Genomic DNA, 18,883 nt, shown 5'->3' with positions numbered 1-18,883 from the left:
GACCCGGTGTGGAGAGGTCGGGGAGGGGGTGTCGCACCGGTTTGACCCTGTGGAGAACCAGCGCGTACCGTTGGCCGGTCGCCCGGTGTCGACCGGTGCCGCATGTCCACGGGAAGAGTCTTCGTCTCCGTGGATGGGCGGTGCCAGTTGAACCGGCCCCGCGGGCCCGCCCCGAGGAGCCAGGCACTGCCGATCCGCCGGCGTGACCCTTCCCGAACCAACCGAAAGAGACAGCCGTGAGCAAGCGTACGTACCAGCCGAACAACCGTCGTCGCCACAAGGTGCACGGGTTCCGCCTGCGCATGCGCACCCGTGCCGGTCGCGCCATCCTGTCCCAGCGTCGTCGCAAGGGCCGCAAGGAACTGGCCGTCTGAGGCACTGCGTCCCCGGCCGAGCTGGCCAGACGCACCCCCGCGACCCTGTGCTGCCTTCGGCACACCGGCTGACCGACGCCGAGACCTTCCGCCGCACGTCCCGCACGGGACGGCGGTCGTCCTCGCGCACCCTGGTGGTGCACCTGGCGGGTCTGGACTCCCCTGACCTGCGGGTCGGCTTCGTGGTCAGCAAGGCCGTGGGCAACAGCGTGGTGCGCAACCGCGTCAAGCGCCGGCTGCGCCATCTGGTGCGTGACCGGCTGAGCGCGCTGCCGGCCTCGGGCGCCCTCGTCGTGCGGGCCCTGCCGGCCGCCGGCGGGGCGTCGAGCGAGGAACTGGGCGCCGACCTGGATCGTTGTCTGGGTCGAGTGCAACCGAGGGACGCCGCATGAAGTACGTCGTGATCGGGCTGCTGAAGGCCTATCGCGCCGTCATCAGTCCGCTCTACGGCCAGGTCTGCCGCTACCACCCGTCCTGCTCTGCCTACGCCCTCGAGGCGGTGCAGCAGCACGGTACGGTCCGTGGCGGATGGCTCGCCGTGCGCCGCCTCGCGCGGTGCCACCCCTGGGCCGCGGGTGGCTACGACCCCGTCCCGCCCCGCGTCGCCGCGGGCCACCCGACCTCGACGCCCAACCAAGGAGCCTGAGCAGTGGGATTCTTCTCCGACATCGGCAGCTTCATCATGACGCCGCTGTACTACGCCATCTCGGCGGTGCTGCTCGCCTGGCACTGGCTCTTCGACCAGATCGGGCTGGATCCCGCGGGCGGCCTGGCCTGGGCGCTGTCGATCATCGGGCTGACCCTGGTGATCCGGATCGCGCTGATCCCCCTCTTCGTGCGGCAGATCAAGTCCAGCCGCAACATGCAGCTGATCCAGCCCAAGGTCAAGGAGCTGCAGAAGAAGTACGGCCACGACCGGGAGCGTCTCGCCCAGGAGACGATGAAGCTGTACAAGGACACGGGCACCAACCCGTTCGCCTCGTGCCTGCCGATCCTGCTGCAGATGCCGATCTTCTTCGCGCTGTTCCGGCTCCTCGACCAGGCGGCGCGCAAGGGCACCGCGCACGGGTTCCTCACCGAGAAGCTCGCCAAGCAGTTCGGTGACGCCGAGATCTTCGGGACGATCCCGATCGCGGACTCCTTCTGGGGGGCCCGCACCTGGGGCGCCGAACCAGACCTCGGTGTCATGCTGGTCGCGCTGGTCCTCGTCCTTGCGATGACCGCCACGACGTTCACCACCCAGCGCCAGCTGATGCGCAAGAACATGCCGGCCGACGCGCTCAGCGGCCCTTACGCGCAGCAGCAGAAGATGCTGCTCTACGTGCTGCCCGTGGCGTTCGGCCTGGGTGGCGTGGCGTTCCCGATCGGCGTGCTCCTGTACTGGACCACCTCCAACCTGTGGACCATGGGCCAGCAGTTCTACGTCATCCGCAACAACCCCGCTCCCGGCACGCCGGCCGCCAAGGCCAAGGAGGAGCGGGACAAGACCAAGGCGATCAAGCGCGGCACGCTGGTGGTCGAGGAGGTCGCCCCCGAGCCGGAGGCGCCCCGTCCCGCCACCCGGCAGCAGCCCAAGAAGCTCACCAAGGCTCAGCGCCAGGCCCGGCAGCGCCAGGCTCAGCAGCGCCAGGGCCACCGCAAGCCCCGACCTGACCAGAACAAGGGAGACACCCGATGAGCGCCGACGTCGAGACCGACACCAGCGAGCAGACCGAGACCGCCGCGCCCGCGGAGACCGCCGAGACCACGGAGCCCACGGAGCCCACGGAGTCCGAGACCCCGGTGACCGCGGGCGGCGACCGCATCGTGCAGCTGGAGCGCGAGGGGGACATCGCGGCCGACTACCTCGAGGAGCTGCTGGACATCGCCGACCTGGACGGCGACCTCGACATCGACGTGGACGGCGATCGCGCCGCCGTGTCGATCGTGGGCGCGGACCTGTCCCAGCTGGTAGGCCCCGATGGCGAGGTGCTGGAGGCGCTGCAGGAGCTCACGCGCCTGGCGGTGTTCCGGGAGACCGGCGACCGCTCGCGGCTCATGCTCGACATCTCGGGCTACCGCGCGGAGAAGCGCCAGCAGCTCGTGGAGCTGGCCGAGCGTCTGATCGCCCAGGTCAAGGAGACCGGCGAGCCGGTCTCGCTGGACCCGATGAGCCCGTTCGAGCGCAAGGTGGTCCACGACGCGGTCGCCGAGGCCGGCCTCACCTCCGAGTCGGAGGGCGTCGAGCCGCGCCGCTTCGTGGTGATCGTCCCCGCGTGAGCGCTTTGTTCCACGTGAAACAAGGATCGCTCCGGTGACCGAGTCAGAACAGCCGACGCCCTCCGTGCCCGAGGTGGCACGGAGGGTGTTTGCTGTGGACCGACTCCCCCTCGCCGAGAGGTACGCCGAGCTGTTGGCCGGCGCCGGGGTGGTGCGGGGCCTGATCGGTCCGCGTGAGGCCCCCCGGCTGTGGGAGCGACACCTGCTGAACTGCGCGGTGCTCGGCGACCTGATCCCCCCCGGCGCGACCGTGTGTGACATCGGCTCCGGCGCCGGCCTGCCCGGCGTGGTCCTCGCGATCCGCCGGCCCGATCTCCGGGTGACCCTGGTGGAGCCGCTGCTGCGGCGTACCACCTTCCTGGAGGAGGCCGTCGCCGAGCTCGCTCTCGACAACGTCGAGGTCGTGCGCGGGCGCGCCGACGCGCTGCACGGGGAGAGGCGCTTCGGCGTCGTCACCTCCCGCGCGGTCGCGCCCCTGGACCGGCTGCTGGGCTGGTCGATGCCGCTGGTCGAGCCGCAGGGCGCGCTCGTCGCGATGAAGGGCTCGTCCGTGGACGAGGAGATTCTTGCGGCGACCGACGTGCTCGAGCGGCTCGGTTGCGGCACTCCGGAGGTGGTCGTCCTGGGCGAGGGGCTGCTCTCCTCCACCACCATCGCGGTCCGGGTTCCCTGGGCCGATCCCACCCGGGTATCTTGGCCGCTTGCCCCGACGCCGCGGCCCCGCCGGCGCCCGGACCAGACTCGACGCAAGCAGAGGCGGAACGCGTGACCGAGGAGTTTTCCACCGGCGGCACCCCGTCTGCTGAGCCTGACCGTCCACAGGTCCAGCCCACTTATCCACAGGCGGCGGATTCCGGCGCCCACGATGTTTCACGTGGAACCAGAACGGGAGACGGTGACGTTTCACGTGAAACCGAGACCGGCGACGCTTCACGTGAAACGTCGCCAGCGAAGCCTTTTGGCGGGGTGCCGGTGCGCACGGCCGCCGAGGTGGCCTCACAGGGCGAGGGGTTCGAGGACGCGGCCACTCCCCTGGCGCGCGCCGCCCAGCACAGCCTGATCGCCCGACAGCGCACGGCCTCCCGTCCCGCCCTGCCCCGACCCCAGGCCACCCGGGTGTTCGTCGTGGCCAACCAGAAGGGCGGGGTCGGGAAGACCACGTCCACGGTCAACGTCGCGGCCGGCCTGGCGCAGCTCGGTCAGCGGGTCCTGGTCATCGACCTGGACCCCCAGGGGAACGCGTCCACCGCGCTGAGCGTCGAGCACCGTCGCGGGGTCCCCTCGACCTACGACGCGCTGGTCGACGGTGTCCCGCTGGCCGACGTGGTCGTGCCCTGCCCCGATGTCGAGGGGCTGTTCGTCGTCCCCGCGACCATCGACCTGGCCGGCGCCGAGATCGAGCTGGTCAGCGTCGTCGCCCGTGAAGGACGCCTGCAGCGCGCGATCTCGGGACACCCCCTGGTCGGGAGCGCGCAGGACGTCGGCGAGGACCGCTTCGACTTCGTGTTCATCGACTGCCCGCCCTCCCTCGGCCTGCTCACGCTCAACGCGCTGGTCGCGGGGGACGAGATGATGATCCCGATCCAGGCGGAGTACTACGCGCTCGAGGGCCTCGGTCAGCTCCTCGAGACGGTGGACATGGTGCGGGCGCACCTGAACCCGGACCTGGCGGTCTCGACCATCCTGGTCACGATGTACGACGCCCGCACCCGCCTGGCGGCCGGCGTCGCCGAGGAGGTGCGCGAGCACTTCGGCGACCAGGTGCTCAAGACCTCCATCCCGCGCTCCGTGCGGGTCTCGGAGGCGCCGTCGTACGGCCAGACGGTGATGACCTACGACCCGGGGTCCCCGGGTGCGCTCAGCTATCTCGAGGCTGCTCGCGAGATCGCCACCAAGGGGGTACGTCCGTGAGTCGTCCGCAGCAGCGTCGTGGGTTGGGCCGCGGACTCGGGTCGCTGATCCCGACCGCGCCGAGCGAGCCGGAGCGCGCCTCAGAGCCGTCCGGCGCGGTCTCCGAGGCGACATCCGGTCCGGCGAACGCCGCGGACGCGCCGCCTGCTGCTCCGACAGCCTCGGAGTCCGGGCCGGGGCAGTCGACCCCGGCGACGAACGACACCGGCGCCTACTTCGCCGAGCTGCCGACGGAGCAGATCGCGCCCAACCGGGTGCAGCCGCGTGCGGTGTTCGACGAGGAGGCGATGGCCGAGCTGGTCCACTCGATCCGCGAGGTGGGGCTGCTCCAGCCGATCGTCGTGCGCCGGATCGGGCCCGAGGCCTACGAGCTGGTCATGGGGGAGCGGCGCTGGCGGGCCTCGCAGGAGGCCGGCCTCACCGCCATCCCGGCGATCGTGCGGGAGACCGACGACAACGACATGCTGCGCGATGCGCTGCTGGAGAACCTGCACCGCTCGCAGCTGAACCCCCTGGAGGAGGCCTCGGCCTACGCCCAGCTGCTCGAGGACTTCGAGTGCACCCACGACGAGCTCGCCACGCGCATCGGCCGCTCGCGTCCGCAGATCAGCAACACCCTGCGTCTGCTCCGGCTCAGCCCGGCGGTCCAGCGACGCGTGGCGGCCGGCGTGCTGTCGGCCGGGCATGCCCGCTCGCTGCTGGCCGTCGAGGACCCCGAGGTCCAGGATCGCCTGGCCCAGCGGGTCGTCGCCGAGGGCATCAGCGTGCGCGCCCTCGAGGAGATCGTCGCGGTCGGCGACGTGGGCTCCACCGGTCAGCGCAGCGCCCGCCGCCGCCCCACGGCCCCCGGCCTGACGGACATCGCCGAGCGTCTGTCCGAGCGACTGGAGACCCGGGTCAAGGTGGACCTGGGCCAGCGCAAGGGCAAGATCACCGTGGAGTTCGCCTCGCTCGACGACCTACGCCGGATCATCGACATCATGGACCCGCGCAACCGCAACGACCGGCCGATCTAGGCACATGTCGGTTTGTCGACATACAGACAAAGCGACACGTCGATGTAACGACAGTCGTCCGCGAGGCGCTGACCTGCGAAAACGCCTGAAATGCCGATAGTCCCGGACGAAGGTGTCGTGTTTCCCGTGAAACAACGACACCTTCGTCCGGGACTATCCGGCCGGGGCTACTTCTGCTGCGCCCGATTGGCGGCCCGCTTGGCGGCGCGCTTGGCGGCCCGGTCGCGCTGCTCTTGGGCGTCCAGCGCCGCCGCCTCCTCGAGGGTAGGGGCGCCGCCGCCGTGGCGGGCGGGGAGCCACCAGGAGCCCGGGGGCTGCTCCTCGGCGGGATACGCCGCGATGGTCTCGTCGAGCAGGCGGGCCATCACTCGGCGCAGCTCCTCGCCCTCCGCCGCCGGGTCCGCGCCGGTGGGATGCAGCGGCTCGCCCACCCGGATCGCGATGGTCTTGCCGCGGGAGAGGTCGCGGGGATGGTCCTTGGTCAGGATGCGCTGGGTGCCCCACAGGATCACCGGCAGCAGGGGCACGCCCGCGGCGGCCGCGATCCGGGTCGCGCCGGACTTGAACTCCTTGAGCTCCATGGCCCGGGAGATGGTGGCCTCGGGGAAGATGCCGACGGCCTCGCCCTCGCGCAGGTACTCCACCGCCGACCGGTATGACGCCAGCCCGTCGCCGCGGTCGACCTGGATGTGGTGCATGGACCGCATCACCGGGCCGCCCACGGGGTGATCGAACACTTCGCGCTTCGCCATGAACCGCACCAGGCGCCCCGACGGGTTCGCGGCGAGACCGCCGTAGACGAAGTCGAGGTAGCCCACGTGGTTGAAGGCCAGCAGCACGCCGCCCTCGCGCGGGACGTGCTCGGTCCCGGTCATGTCGAAGCGCTGGCCGAGCACCCGGAAGAGGGTCTTGGCGGTCCGGATGATCGGCGGGTAGGTGATGTCGCGCATGGGGCTCCTCGTCGGCGGTGGGTGAGCACAGCCTCTCAGTTGCCGGGCCGGCCCCTGCGGCCCGGTCAGCGACGCGTGGCCAGGAACTCCGCGATCCGGCCGATGGCCTCCTCCAGCACGGCGACGTCGGGCAGCGTCACGAGCCGGAAGTGGTCGGGGGTGGGCCAGTTGAAGCCCGTGCCGTGGGTGACCAGCAGCTTCTTCGCCCGCAGCAGGTCGATGACGAACGCCTCGTCGTCCTCGATGGCGTAGACCTCGGGGTCGAGGCGCGGGAAGCAGTACAGGGCGCCACGGGGCTTGACCGAGCTGACGCCGGGGATGTCGTTGAGCAGGCGGTGGGCGAGCATGCTCTGCTCGTAGAACCGCCCGCCGGGCACGATCAGCTCCTGGATGGACTGGTAGCCCCCCAGAGCGGTCTGGATCGCGTGCTGGGCGGGCACGTTCGCGCACATGCGCATGTTGGCGATGAGGGTGAGCCCCTCCAGGAAGTCCTGCGCGATCTCCCGGGGCCCCGAGATCATCACCCAGCCGGCGCGGTAGCCGCAGACCCGGTAGGCCTTGGAGAGGCCGCTGAAGGTCAGGCAGAGCACGTCGCTGCCCGCGGCCTTCGCGGTGTGGTGGTGGACCGCGTCGTCGAAGAGGATCTTCTCGTAGATCTCGTCGGAGAAGACCACCAGCTCGTGGCGCCGGGCGATGTCGACCAGCCCCTCGACCGTCTCCTTGCTGTAGACGGCACCCGTGGGGTTGTTGGGGTTGATGATGACGATGGCGTGGGTGTTCTCGGTGATCTTGGACTCGATGTCGGCCAGATCGGGGTTCCAGTCGTCGTCCTCGTCGCAGAGGTAGTGCACCGGCACCCCGCCGGCCAGGGTCACGGCGCCGGTCCACAACGGGTAGTCGGGGGCGGGGACGAGGACCTCGTTGCCGTCGTCGACGAAGGCCTGCAGCACCATCGAGATCAGCTCGGAGACGCCGTTGCCGATGAAGACGTCCTCGACGGTGACGTCCTGCAGCCCCTGCTGCTGGTAGAACTGCGCCACCGCGGTGCGGGCGGGGTAGATCCCGCGGGAGTCGCTGTAGCCCTGCGACTCCGGGAGGTGGTGGATCATGTCGGCGAGGATCGCCTCGGGCGCCTCGAAGCCGAACGGCGCGGGGTTGCCGATGTTGAGCTTGAGGATCCGGTGCCCCTCGGCCTCGAGGCGCTGTGCCTCCACGAGGATGGGTCCCCGCACGTCGTAGCGGACGTTGTGGAGCTTGCGGCTCTGCCGTATCTGGCGCACGGGTGTCATCCTCTCAGGAAGGGCCTGCGCCATGACCGGGTCCCCACCTGCCGAGGAGGTCGCCATGTCCCGCAAGGTCGTCCGGCTCACCGTCGACCACCTCAGCGAGCTGCCCGGACCGTGTCGCGAGTGCCTCTTCTGGGAGCTGGACCCGGTACGCCGCGATCGGGTCGGCGGCGATGCGGCGGTGGCCGAGAAGGAGGCGTGGATCTCGCAGGTGCTCCGGGAGTGGGGCTCGTGTGGACGGGTGGCTGTCGTCGACGAGCGGGTCGTCGGCTACCTGGTCTACGCCCCCGCGGCCTTCGTCCCCGGCTCCGTCGGGTTCCCGACCTCGCCGGTCTCCAGCGACGCGGTGCTGCTCACCAGGGTCTACGTCGACGACGACCATGCGGGCGGCGGCCTGGGCCGGATGCTCGTGCAGGCCATGGCGCGCGACCTGATCGAGCGCGGCGGCATCCGCGCGGTGGAGGCGTTCGGCACCACCGTCCCGGTCCTCGGCTCGTGCCTGGTGCCGGCGGAGTTCCTGGGCAGCGTCGGCTTCAAGACGCATCGGTCGCATCTGCTGACGCCGCGGATGCGCATGGACCTCCGCTCCGCGCTCACCTGGCGCGACGAGGTCGAGGCCGCCCTCGAGCGGCTGCTGGGCGCCGTACGGCCGGCGCCCACGGTGCGCCCCGAACGCAGTCACCGCTCACTCGGCGCGAGCCGGGTGAGCGGTGACGGGTGAGGCAGGGGCGTTCAGCTGATGAAGGAGTCGAGCTCCTTGAGCAGCGCCGCCTTCGGCTTGGCGCCGACGATCGACCGCACGACCTCGCCACCCTGGTAGACGTTGATCGTCGGGATTCCGGTGACCCGGTAGGACGACGGGGTGACGGGGTTCTCGTCCACGTTCATCTTCAGGAACGTGATCTTGTCGCCGTGGGTGCCGGCGAGCTCGTCGAGGATCGGGGCGACCTGGCGGCACGGGCCGCACCACTCCGCCCAGAAGTCCACGAGGACCGGCTTGTCGGACTTGAGCACCTGCGCCTCGAACTCGGCGTCGGTGACGGCTTGGATGTTGCCCACGGCAATCAGTTCCCTTCTTAGGTTCGACTCAGAGGTCTGTGACTAGTCAACACCACCGTGCCGACCACTGTTCCCGCCGCGACGCTCAGAGGCCGGCGGTGGTGACGGTCTCGACGACCGCGGAGCCGGCGACCGCGTCCTGGGCGTCCGCCCCGGTGGCGTGGGCGTGGTCCAGCTCGGCCAGGTAGCGCTCGGCGTCGAGGGCGGCGGCGCAGCCGGTGCCGGCGGCGGTGATGGCCTGGCGGTAGTGGTGGTCGACCAGGTCGCCCGCGGCGAAGACGCCCGGTAGGTTGGTCGCGGTGGAGGGGTGGCGGACCAGCACGTAGCCGTTGTCGTCGAGGTCGACCTGCCCGGTCAGGAGCTCGGAGCGCGGGTCGTGGCCGATCGCGATGAACAGCCCGGTCGCGGCCAGGTCGCGGGTCTCGCCGGTGACGGAGTCCTTGAGGGTCACCGACTCCAGGCGGTCGGAGCCGTTGATCGACTCCACGACGGAGTTCCACTCGATCTCGAGCTTGGGGTCGGCGAACGCCCGCTCCTGCATGATCTTGGAGGCGCGCAGCTCGTCGCGGCGCACGATCAGCGACACCTTCGAGCCGAAGCGGGTCAGGAACGTGGCCTCCTCGATCGCGGAGTCACCGCCGCCAACCACGGCGATGTGCTGCTCGCGGAAGAAGAACCCGTCACAGGTGGCGCACCACGAGACGCCCTTCCCGGAGAGCGCGTCCTCGTTGGGGAGGCCGAGCTTGCGGTAGCCCGAGCCGGTGGCCAGGATCACCGCACACGCGGTGTGGGTGTCGGTGGCGGTCTTGACGACCTTGACGTCGCCGGTGAGGTCGACCTCGACGACGTCGTCGGGGACCATCTCGGCGCCGAACCGCTCGGCCTGGGCGCGCATCTCGTCCATCAGGGCCGGGCCCATGATCCCGTCGCGGAACCCGGGGAAGTTCTCGACCTCGGTGGTGTTCATCAGCGCGCCGCCGGCGGTCACCGAGCCCTCGAAGACCAACGGCTGCAGGCTCGCCCGGGCGGCGTACACCGCCGCCGTGTAGCCGGACGGACCGGAGCCGATGATGATCACGTTGCGCGTCTCGGACATGCGTCCCACTCTCGTTCCTGCTCGGGGTCCCCGGTCAAGGGGCATCACTTCACTCAACCGATCGTAGGCGAGCGTTCTTCCCCGCCGTAGGCCGCTCGGCCGGTGCGCGGGACTCAGCCCACGGGCAGGGTGACCGAGCGCAGGGTCTCGCCCGTGCCGCACTGCAGCAGGTCCACGACCTGGCTGGCGCCCACGGGCGCGCGGAAGGCCAGCACCGCCGGGCGGCCCTGGTAGCGGACGAGCTGGAGGCGGCCCGGGCCCCAGTCGGCGGGGTCGCAGATGAGGTGGTCGGTGGTCTCGTCGGTGTCCCCGTGAAACGGCGCATCCGGGGAGCTCTGATTGGCGACCCGGCCTCGCCGGGCGATGCGAGCGACGTCGTCGGCGAAGTGGGACTCGCGTACGACGGGCGCGCCGGAGACCAGCGATGAGACCGAGCCCGGGTCGACCCGGAGGTCGGAAGCGCCCCGCCGCGCGGGGGCCTCCTCCTCCACGGCGTCCGGGGCGCCCTGGGCGTCGCCGGAGTCCAGGGACGACGCGCTCTCGCCGTCCGACCCGGTGCCCTCGAGGAGCTGGCCGGCACCGATCCCGACCACGACCACCGCCGCCGCGGCGACGAGCAGGGTGGTGACCTTGCGGCGCCGGCGCGAGGCCAGGGCCACCACCTGCGCGTTCGCGCCGGGAGGCTGGCCCTCGGCCAGCTGCGCCAGCACCGCATCGAGCCGGGTGGCGACGTCCTCGGGCATCGGAGCGTCGACCCGCGCCTCGGCGAGCAGGCGCCGGACGCGCTCCTCCTGCTCGGAGGTCAGCTCTCGCTCGTCGGACATCGGGGTCATTCTCCTGGTCTGGCGCTGGACGGGGTGGGCGGGGCTCAGCCCGCCGGGGGCGCTCGCGGGGCCCGTGTCGATCTGACGCCCGGGCCCGGGGGAGGGTTCCCCGGTGCGGCGTGGTCCGGGTCACCACCGGGGGCCAGCAGGTGCAGCGCCTCGGCCAGCCGGGCGCGCCCGCGCGAGCACCGGCTCTTCACCGTGCCCTCGGCGCAGTCGAGCATCCGGGCGACCTCGGAGACCGGGTAGCCCTCCATGTCCACGAGCACCAGAGCCGCCCGCTGCTCGGCAGGCAGCTCGGCCAGCGCCGCCAGCACCCGGCGGCGCCGCTCGTCCAGCACCGCCAGGTCGGCCGGATCGGCGACGTCCGCGGTCACGGTCGAGCCGCGGCCGCCGTACTCCTCGAGGTCGTCGGGCAGCGCCTCGGCCCGCCGCACCTTGGCGGCCCGCAGCCGGTCGAGGCAGGCGTTGACGACGACGCGGTGCAGCCACGTGGTGACGGCCGCCTCGCCGCGGAACGACCCGGCGCGACGGTACGCCGCCACGAGGCCGTCCTGCAGCCCGTCGGCGGCGTCGTCGGGGTTGCCCATCGTGCGCAGCGCGACCGCCCACAGCCGGTCCCGATGGCGCGCGAACAGCACGCCGAAGGCGTCGCGGTCACCCTCGACGTGGGACCGCAGCAGGTCGGCGTCGCTGGGGGCGCCGTCCTCCTGGTCACTCACCGAGGACCTCGACCTCGGCCACGCGGCCGCGGAACCGCGACCCGTCGGGGGGCAGCTCGGTCAGCCACACGACCAGGAACCTCCCGGTCGCCGGCTCATCCAGGGTGATGGTCTCGCCGGTGCTCTCGAGGGTGGCCTCCTGGACCGGCCGCAGACCCTCGACGTCGGTGGGCCGCTCGTCGGCGAGGTAGAGCTCGACCCCGGTCGGCGCGCCTTCGAGCGTGAGCCGGACGGCGGACACCGAGTGCTCGCCGCCGAGGTCGACCACCAGACCCACTCCGTCCTTGAGTCCGTCCGGGCCGAGCTGCTGGTCGTAGGCCGACGTCGGCCAGGAGGTGGTGGGGTCCCCGTCGACGGCCAGGCCGGCATCCTCCGGGTTCTCCTCCGGCACGGGCGTCCCCTGCGGGTCGAGGTCCTCGGCGACCAGGCCGCCCAGCGGGGTGGCCGACGGCGACGGGGTCGGCGTCGCGGAGCTCGACGAGCCGGAGTCGAGCGGCTCCCCACCGAGCACCGTCTTGCCGCGTCCGAGGTTGTAGGCGACCACGATCGCGACCAGGAGCAGGAGCCCCACCGCGATGGCGGCGGCCAGCCGCAGCCAGCTGCGCCCCGGAGGCCGCTCCTCCTCGACCACCGGGACCAGGCCGCTCCCGGTCGCGCGGCCGGACTCGGTGCCGGTGTTGTCCCACGGCCAGAAGTCACCGGCACCGTCGGCGGTCGCCGAGCTGCCTGGCCGCGGCGTGCGCAGCGGCGTCCCGTTGGGCGGCGAGGGCGCGAACAGCGGGCGCTCGGGCGGCTGGTCGAAGGGCGGCGGCGGGGGCGGAGGTGTCTGCCTCGCGGCCAGCCACGACACGTCGCCGGACTCGTCGTCGAAGATCGGCAGCCCGGCCTGGGTCGGCAGCTCCGGCGTCACCGTCGTCTCGGCGGGCACCTCGGCGGGCACCTCGGTCGGGACGATCGGCTGCGTCGCGGGCACCGGGTCGGCCACGTCGTCCTCGCGTACGGCGCTCTGCTCACCGGCGTCGCGGACCGCGATCTCCGGGACCGAGGGAAGCACCAGCGGCAGGTCGCGGCGCCGGGGCAGGGTGGCCAGCAGTCCCTCGGCGATGCCGGCCGGGTCGCCGACGAAGTCGGCGAGGTAGGCCTGGATCTCCCGCGCAGTGGTCACCGACACCAGCTCGCGCCCGCGAGAGCCGGGCTGCCCGTCGACGTGCAGGACCGCGTCGCACAGGGCGTCGAGGGGCCGGGGGATGCCGGCGCGGACCTGCCGTGGCCGCAGCACCTGGCCGTGCTCCTCGGGGGCGCGCGGCACCGCCGAGGTGGAGGCGCCCGCCCACTTGCCGGTGAGCGCGCAGTACAGCAGGCCGGCGAGGTCGGTGACGTCGGTGGACGAGCGGGTCCCCGAGAGGCCGTGCATCGCGGCGTCGACGCCCAGTCCGATGACCCGGATCTCGCCGGTGCGGTCGACGAGGACGTTCTCGGGGACCAGGCGTCCGTGGGCGACCCCGGCCTCGTGCGCCTGGGCCACCGAGTCGGCGACCTCCGAGACCAGCCAGGCGGCGTACCGGGGCTCCAGGGGGCCCGAGCTGGTGACCAGGATGTCCAACGACGTGCCGGAGCCCCACTCGTTGACGACGTAGCAGAGTCCGTCGCGGATCTCGGCGTCCAGCACGCGCAGGACGCGCCGGTCCAGCAGCAGGGCGTTGCTGCGCGCCGCCTCCAGCAGGCGCTCGGACCGGGGGTCGTCGGCGGGGATGACATGCAGCGCGACGTGGCGCTGCAGGACCCGGTCGTGGGCGCGCCAGAACCGGCCGCCGCCGCTCTCGGTGAGCAGGTCGACGAGCCGGTAGCGGCCGGCGAGGACGTCGCCCGGCCGGATCGTGTGGGTCACTGCGGCTCCCTCATGACGTGGTCATCGTAGGGCGGTTCACGCCGCCGGGGAGCGCCTCAGGCGACTCGTCACCGAATCGATCACCGTGGTCACCTCCCGCAGCCGCAGCACCCGGGCGAGGACCAGGAACACCGCGACGTCGATCGCGGTCACCAGTGCGGCGCGCAGCGCGGCGACGGGCCACGGCGCGTCGGTGGCCAGGGCGTGCAGGCCCAGGGCGGCGACCAGCGCCACCCCGGTGGACAGCGCCACGACGAGCGCGAGCCGGACGACGAAGCGCATCAGCCGCGGCGACTCGAGGCCGCCGAGGCGGCGGCGCAGGACGGTGTAGGACACCGCCGAGCCCACGACGTACGCCGCGGTGTAGGCCAGCACCAGGGCGGGCGAGGTCTGCTCCGGGTCGGTCCACGAGACGAAGGCGAGAGCCGCGGCGACGTTGGTCACGGCGACGGCGCACTGGATGAAGAAGACCGTGCGGGTCTCCTCGAGCGCGTAGAAGCCGCGCAGCATGAGGTAGTGGACGGTGAAGAAGATCAGCCCGGCGCCGAAGAGCCCGAGCGAGGGCGCGTAGCGCGGGAAGTCGTCGGCGGCGGCCCCGTGCCCCCACACGACGTTGGCGATGTCGAGGGCGATCACCGGCAGCAGGGCCGCGAACGGCACCACCACGGCCAGCGCCGTGCGCAGGGTGCTCGACAGCGACGCCGCCAGGCCCGCCAGGTCGCCGTCGGCGGCGCTGGCCGACAGCCGCGGCAGGATCGCCGTGGCCAGCGAGACGGTGACGACCGAGTGCGGCACCATCATGATCAGGAAGGTCGAGGAGTAGATCGTGATGCCGGTTCCGTCGCCCCCGTCGGCGGTGCCGCCGCTGGCGAGGTTGACGACCACGACGTACGCCGCCTGGTTGGCGATGACGAACAGCACCGTCCAGATGCCCAGGCGCAGGGTGTGGCCCAGTCCGGCGTGGCGGAAGTCGAAGCGCGGGCGGTAGCGGAAGCCGGCCCGGCCCAGGTAGGGCACCAGGATCAGCAGCTGCGCGGCGATCCCGGCCGTGGAGCCCAGGCCCAGCAGCAGCTCCTGGTCGGCGGTGAACGGCCCGAACGCCTCCGCGCCGCGGGCGGGGCCGAACACGAAGAGGTAGACGACCAGCACCGCAACCGAGATGACGTTGTTGGCGATCGGAGCCCACATCATCGGGCCGAACACGCCGCGGGAGTTGAGGATCTGCCCGACCAGCGCGAACATCCCGTAGAAGAAGACCTGGGGCAGGCAGTAGCGGGCGAAGTCGATGGCCGACTGGCGCTGCTCGGTCAGGGCCGCGGTGTCGTACTGCGCGCTCAGCACGAGCGACATCACCCACGGAGCCGCGACGACGAGGACCACGGTGACGGCCCCCAGGAACAGCGCGGCCAGCGTCATCACGCGGTTGGTGTAGGCCTCGCCGCCGTCCGGGTCGTGCTTCATCGCCCGCACCAGCTGAGGCACGAGGACGGCGTTGAAGACGCCACCGGCCAGCAGGATGTAGAGCATGTTCGGGATCGTGTTGGCGATCGTGAAGATGTCGGCGTGCAGCGAGGCGCCGAGCGCGGCCGCGAGCAGGCTGGAGCGGACGAACCCGCTCATCCGCGACACGACCGTCCCGGCGGCCATCACCGCACTGGAGGCGAGGATCCGCTGGTCGTCGGCGGTGCTCACGGCACCCGCTCCGCGTCGGGTACGGCGTCGTGCGGCGCGTCGGGCGCCTCGGGCTCCGGGTCGTGGCGGCGGCGGAAGCGGCGTACCAGCCGGAACGCGATCGCCACGAACAAGATGCCCGCCCCGGTCGCCATCACGACCCAGATCACCTTGCTCACCTGGGCGGAGCGGATCGGGAAGGAGTCGGCCGAGCCGAGCGGGTTGCCGTCGGCGTCGAGCGCCCGCAGGGTGACCTCGTGCACGCCCTGGCGCCGCGTGCGCACCGGCAGCAGGATCGTCGTGCGACTGCGCGGGCCCAGCTGCTGGGGCTCGGAGTTGCGGATCACGATCCCGGTGTCGCTGGTGGCGCTCACCACCACGGTGACCGGCTCGTCCAGGGTGTTCGTGATGGTCGCGGCGAGCTTGCCGGTGCCGCCGGAGAGCGTCACTCCGGGAGGGGCGTCGATCTCGACGGCCTCCAGGCGGGTGTCGATCCAGCGCGTCGACCGGGTGAGGGACGACTGCGCCGCCTGCGGGCTGAGCCGCGCGCTGTACGACACGCCGGACAGGGCCTGGTCGAGCACGACACCGGCCACCTGGTCGTTGCGGGTCAGCAGGTTCTGCAGGGTCTCGCCCGCCGCGACCAGGCGCCGTACGGCGGTGAAGAGGGTGGGCCCCAGCGCGCGTGCGGTCTGCCGGTCGGGGTACTTGAGCTCGTCCAGCTCGGCCGTCTGGGCCGGCCCGTCGGCGATCTTGCCGACGTCGGTGAGGTCGACCCAGTCGGCGTCCTCGAGGGCAGCGAAGAAGTCGTTCGGCTGGTCGGGGCTCCACTGGTCCGGCACCATCATCACCAGCGGCCGGCTCCCCACCGGCCGCAGGCGCAACGCGGCCTCGGCCAGCAGTCGCTGGCGCAGGGACAGCGCGGAGAGCCGCGGCCCGGGGAGGGGTCCGCCGGCGGCCGCGCCGCTCGACGTGACCACCAGTCGGTGCTGGTCGGCGGTGACGACGGCTGGTGGGTCCGCGCCGAACATCCGGTCGGTCACGAGCACGGTCGTGGCGGGGTCGGCGAGCTCGATGCCGGCCCGGTCGAGGTAGCCGCCCGGCGAGCCGAAGGCCGGGGAGGTGGTGACGTCCCAGGACGCGAGCACCGCCCCCGTGCGCCGCGCGGCCAGCTCCAGGAGGTCCGGGTCGTAGTCGGCGGCGGCGCTCACGTCCACGTCGCCGTACGGGAGCGTGAGGACCTGGTCGCCGGCCAGGGCCTCGCGCAGGTCCTCGAGCCAGTCGCTCGCCACCTGGGCCGCCTCGGCCAGCTCGGGGCTGAGCTCCTGCTCCTCGTCGGCGGGCTGCTCCTGCTCGGGGCTGATCGTCTCCGTCGGCGTGGGGCTCTCGCCGTCCCCCGGTTCGACCGCCTCGCCGGGCGGCTGGGTGGGGGCGAGGGAGCGCGGCGGGTTGCCGAGCGAGAGCCGACGTACGGCGTCCAGCAGCGCCGGGTCCACGAGCCAGGTCACCGGGGCCGGGCCGGCGGCGGCGCCGAGCTCGACCAGGCCGTGCAGCCGGCCGCCGTCCTCCAGGGTCCTCACCCAGGCGTCCACCTGGGCGAGCGAGCCGTCGGCCGCGTAGGACACCAGGCGGCGCAGCGGCACCACGACCGCCGTGTCGACCGATCCCTTGGCGTTGCGCGGAACGAAGGTCAGGAACGTGCGAGCCCGGCCCTCCGCGATGAGGTCGCGGGGCTGGGGGCCCTCGCCGAGGGCGTGCACGCCGAACCAGTAGACGCCGCGCGACGGGAGCCGGTAGTCGGTGCGGGGCAGGGAGATCGTGAAGCGGTAGGACTCACCGGGCGCCAGCTCCGGGACGGAGTCGTAGGGGCCACTGTCGGTGAGGCGCTGACCGACCTCCTCGGAGGCCGGCACCTCCGTGGCCGCCTCGAGCTCAGCGGGCGTCGTGAGCGCCTCCCCTCCGACGAAGGGGTACAGGTTGACCGTCGACCAGGTCTCGGTGTCGCTGTTGGTCACCGTGCCGGTGATCTCGATGGGTCCCCGCCAGGGCACCACCGCGGGGCTGATGTCGTCGAGGGTCACCGTGAGCGGCTCCGGCTCCACCGCGGTGCTCGGCTGCACGGCGGCGGTGCTGGCGGCGGTGGTGGCGGTCGTGCTGGCGGTCGCCGGCGTCGGCGCGGAGGCCGCGGCGAGGCAGGTCGCCACCCCCATCGCGGCGCCGAGGGCGCGCACATGCAGGGAGGACCGGACCACCCACCGAGCCTATCGGCCCGGCCGCCTCCCCTCCGGACCGACGGGCGTGGCGCCGTCCCGATAGACTCGACGGTCGTGCCCGAAGCCCCGCCCCCGACCTTGCGCCTGGCCGACGTCCAGCGCGCCGTCGCCGACGAGCTGGACCGGATCTCGCCGGTCATCGACGACCTCGGCCGGATCTTCAACGCCGCAGGCCACGAGCTGGCCCTGGTCGGCGGCCCGGTGCGTGACGCGATGCTCGGGCGGCGCCACAACGACCTCGACTTCGCGACCTCCGCGCGTCCGGAGGAGACCGAGCGCCTGCTCAAGGGCTGGGGCGACGCGCTGTGGGACATGGGCCGGGCGTTCGGCACGATCGGCTGCCGCAAGGGCGACTGGGTCGTCGAGGTGACGACGTACCGCTCCGAGGTCTACGACCCCACCTCCCGCAAGCCCTCGGTCGACTTCGGCGACACCCTCGACGGCGACCTGGGCCGGCGCGACTTCACGGTCAACGCGATGGCGGTGCTGGTGCCCGGGCGGGTGCTCGAGGACCCCTACGGCGGCGTGGTCGACCTGGCGCACCGGGTGCTGCGCACGCCGGGGCGCCCCGAGGACTCCTTCTCCGACGACCCGCTGCGGATGATGCGCGCGGCGCGGTTCGCCGCGCAGCTGGGCTTCACCGTGGACCCGGGCGTGGTCGCGGCCATGACCGCGATGGCCGAGCGGATCGAGATCATCTCCGCCGAGCGGGTCCGCGACGAGCTGGTCAAGCTGATCTGTGCGCCGTACCCCCGCCTCGGGCTGACGCTGCTGGTCGAGACCGGGCTCGCCGAGCGGGTGCTGCCCGAGCTGCCGGCGCTCGCCCTGGAGCGCGACGAGCACCACCGGCACAAGGACGTCTACGAGCACACGCTCACCGTGCTCGAGCAGGCGATCGACCTCGAGGACCGGCTCGGCGGCGAGCCGGACTTCGTGTCGCGGTTCGCGGCGCTGATGCACGACGTCGGCAAGCCGCGCACCCGCCGCTTCGTCGAGGACGGCACGGTCACCTTCCACCACCACGACGTGGTCGGCGCCAAGATCACCCGCAAGCGGATGAAGGCGCTGAAGTTCAGCAACGACGAGATCGACGCGGTCTCCAAGCTGGTCGAGCTGCACCTGCGCTTCCACGGCTACGGCAACGGCGAGTGGACCGACTCCGCCGTACGCCGCTACGTCCGCGACGCCGGCGACCAGCTCGAGCGGCTGCACGTGCTGACGCGCGCGGACTGCACCACCCGCAACCAGCGCAAGGCCGACCGGCTGCGTCGTACCTACGACAGCCTGGAGGAGCGCATCGCCCGGCTCTCGGAGGAGGAGGAGCTCAGCGCGCTGCGCCCTGACCTCGACGGCAACCAGATCATGGAGATCCTGCAGATCCCGCCCGGGCGCGAGGTCGGCCAGGCCTACCACCACCTGCTCGAGCTGCGCATGGACCGCGGCCCGATGACCCAGGACGAGGCGCGCGAGGCCCTCCTCGCCTGGTGGGCCTCCCGCTGACCCGTCACCAACTGCTCGGAAATGCCGCTGACCCGTCAGAAAGTTTCTGACGGG

Annotated in this window: 19 protein-coding genes; 10 read left to right on the top strand and 9 right to left on the bottom strand. The window is 72.3% G+C overall.

What is annotated here, in order from left to right:
* The first annotated feature begins 236 nt into the window (after positions 1-236).
* The 8 genes from rpmH to LQ940_RS21645 all read left to right on the top strand — a co-directional run bounded on the left by rpmH (position 237) and on the right by LQ940_RS21645 (position 5,560).
* Complete coding sequence (rpmH, locus tag LQ940_RS21680; protein ID WP_193610531.1) at positions 237-374, top strand: 50S ribosomal protein L34; 138 nt, start codon at positions 237-239, stop codon at positions 372-374.
* A gap of 47 nt (positions 375-421) precedes the next feature.
* Positions 422-766 (top strand): ribonuclease P protein component, encoded by a 345-nt coding sequence (rnpA, locus tag LQ940_RS21675; protein ID WP_231241252.1) that lies wholly within the window; start codon positions 422-424, stop codon positions 764-766.
* Positions 763-1,020, top strand: coding sequence for a membrane protein insertion efficiency factor YidD (gene yidD / locus LQ940_RS21670; protein ID WP_231241253.1), 258 nt, complete (start codon positions 763-765; stop codon positions 1,018-1,020). The genes rnpA and yidD overlap by 4 nt, the downstream gene beginning before the upstream one ends.
* 36 nt (positions 1,021-1,056) lie before the next feature.
* Entirely contained in the window at positions 1,057-2,052 is a 996-nt protein-coding gene (gene yidC, locus LQ940_RS21665; RefSeq protein ID WP_374229481.1) for a membrane protein insertase YidC, read from the top strand.
* Positions 2,049-2,633, top strand: a complete 585-nt coding sequence (locus LQ940_RS21660; protein WP_231241255.1) for a Jag family protein — start codon at positions 2,049-2,051, stop codon at positions 2,631-2,633. Before yidC ends, LQ940_RS21660 begins: the two co-directional genes overlap by 4 nt.
* Positions 2,634-2,727: 94 nt before the next feature.
* A complete protein-coding gene (gene rsmG, locus LQ940_RS21655; protein WP_231241256.1) occupies positions 2,728-3,402 on the top strand; it encodes a 16S rRNA (guanine(527)-N(7))-methyltransferase RsmG in 675 nt (224 codons plus the stop codon).
* Between the two features lie 197 nt (positions 3,403-3,599).
* On the top strand, positions 3,600-4,544 hold the full coding sequence (locus LQ940_RS21650) for a ParA family protein (protein WP_374229473.1): 945 nt from the start codon (positions 3,600-3,602) through the stop codon (positions 4,542-4,544).
* Positions 4,541-5,560: a ParB/RepB/Spo0J family partition protein gene (locus LQ940_RS21645; protein ID WP_231241257.1), complete on the top strand. Its 1,020-nt coding sequence runs from the start codon at positions 4,541-4,543 to the stop codon at positions 5,558-5,560. Before LQ940_RS21650 ends, LQ940_RS21645 begins: the two co-directional genes overlap by 4 nt.
* A gap of 167 nt (positions 5,561-5,727) precedes the next feature.
* On the opposite strand, the gene LQ940_RS21640 is transcribed toward LQ940_RS21645, so the two are convergent.
* Entirely contained in the window at positions 5,728-6,510 is a 783-nt protein-coding gene (locus tag LQ940_RS21640) for a lysophospholipid acyltransferase family protein (protein WP_231241258.1), read from the bottom strand.
* A 65-nt stretch (positions 6,511-6,575) separates the two neighbouring features.
* Positions 6,576-7,790, bottom strand: a complete 1,215-nt coding sequence (locus LQ940_RS21635) for a pyridoxal phosphate-dependent aminotransferase (protein WP_442939781.1) — start codon at positions 7,788-7,790, stop codon at positions 6,576-6,578.
* A 64-nt stretch (positions 7,791-7,854) separates the two neighbouring features.
* On the opposite strand from LQ940_RS21635, the gene LQ940_RS21630 reads away from it, so the two are divergent.
* Positions 7,855-8,517 carry a GNAT family N-acetyltransferase gene (locus LQ940_RS21630; protein ID WP_231241259.1) on the top strand — a complete coding sequence of 221 codons (663 nt, stop codon included), beginning with the start codon at positions 7,855-7,857 and terminating at the stop codon, positions 8,515-8,517.
* Between the two features lie 11 nt (positions 8,518-8,528).
* Here LQ940_RS21630 and trxA read toward each other — a convergent pair whose 3' ends face one another.
* The 7 genes from trxA to LQ940_RS21595 form a co-directional block, all read right to left on the bottom strand.
* Positions 8,529-8,855 carry a thioredoxin gene (trxA, locus tag LQ940_RS21625; protein WP_269217221.1) on the bottom strand — a complete coding sequence of 109 codons (327 nt, stop codon included), beginning with the start codon at positions 8,853-8,855 and terminating at the stop codon, positions 8,529-8,531.
* An 85-nt stretch (positions 8,856-8,940) separates the two neighbouring features.
* Positions 8,941-9,996, bottom strand: a complete 1,056-nt coding sequence (trxB, locus tag LQ940_RS21620) for a thioredoxin-disulfide reductase (protein WP_374229474.1) — start codon at positions 9,994-9,996, stop codon at positions 8,941-8,943.
* Between the two features lie 68 nt (positions 9,997-10,064).
* On the bottom strand, positions 10,065-10,775 hold the full coding sequence (locus tag LQ940_RS21615; RefSeq protein WP_231241261.1) for a hypothetical protein: 711 nt from the start codon (positions 10,773-10,775) through the stop codon (positions 10,065-10,067).
* Between the two features lie 44 nt (positions 10,776-10,819).
* The gene (gene sigM / locus LQ940_RS21610) at positions 10,820-11,497 is read right to left on the bottom strand and encodes an RNA polymerase sigma factor SigM (RefSeq protein ID WP_231241262.1); all 678 of its coding nucleotides are present in this window, start codon (positions 11,495-11,497) and stop codon (positions 10,820-10,822) included.
* On the bottom strand, positions 11,490-13,385 hold the full coding sequence (locus tag LQ940_RS21605; protein WP_231241263.1) for a protein kinase family protein: 1,896 nt from the start codon (positions 13,383-13,385) through the stop codon (positions 11,490-11,492). The genes sigM and LQ940_RS21605 overlap by 8 nt, the downstream gene beginning before the upstream one ends.
* Positions 13,386-13,421: 36 nt before the next feature.
* Positions 13,422-15,077: a murein biosynthesis integral membrane protein MurJ gene (murJ, locus tag LQ940_RS21600; protein ID WP_231241264.1), complete on the bottom strand. Its 1,656-nt coding sequence runs from the start codon at positions 15,075-15,077 to the stop codon at positions 13,422-13,424.
* Positions 15,074-17,308, bottom strand: a complete 2,235-nt coding sequence (locus LQ940_RS21595) for a DUF6049 family protein (protein WP_231241265.1) — start codon at positions 17,306-17,308, stop codon at positions 15,074-15,076. The genes murJ and LQ940_RS21595 overlap by 4 nt, the downstream gene beginning before the upstream one ends.
* 105 nt (positions 17,309-17,413) lie before the next feature.
* Here LQ940_RS21595 and LQ940_RS21590 point away from each other — a divergent pair, with 105 nt between their 5' ends.
* The gene (locus LQ940_RS21590; RefSeq protein ID WP_442939793.1) at positions 17,414-18,829 is read left to right on the top strand and encodes a CCA tRNA nucleotidyltransferase; all 1,416 of its coding nucleotides are present in this window, start codon (positions 17,414-17,416) and stop codon (positions 18,827-18,829) included.
* The last annotated feature ends 54 nt before the right edge of the window (positions 18,830-18,883 follow it).

The sequence above is a fragment of the Nocardioides sp. cx-173 genome (assembly GCF_021117365.1).
GTDB lineage: Bacteria > Actinomycetota > Actinomycetes > Propionibacteriales > Nocardioidaceae > Nocardioides.
Note: the sequence above shows the minus strand (reverse complement) of the source record. Positions and strands in the feature narration are given on the sequence as shown.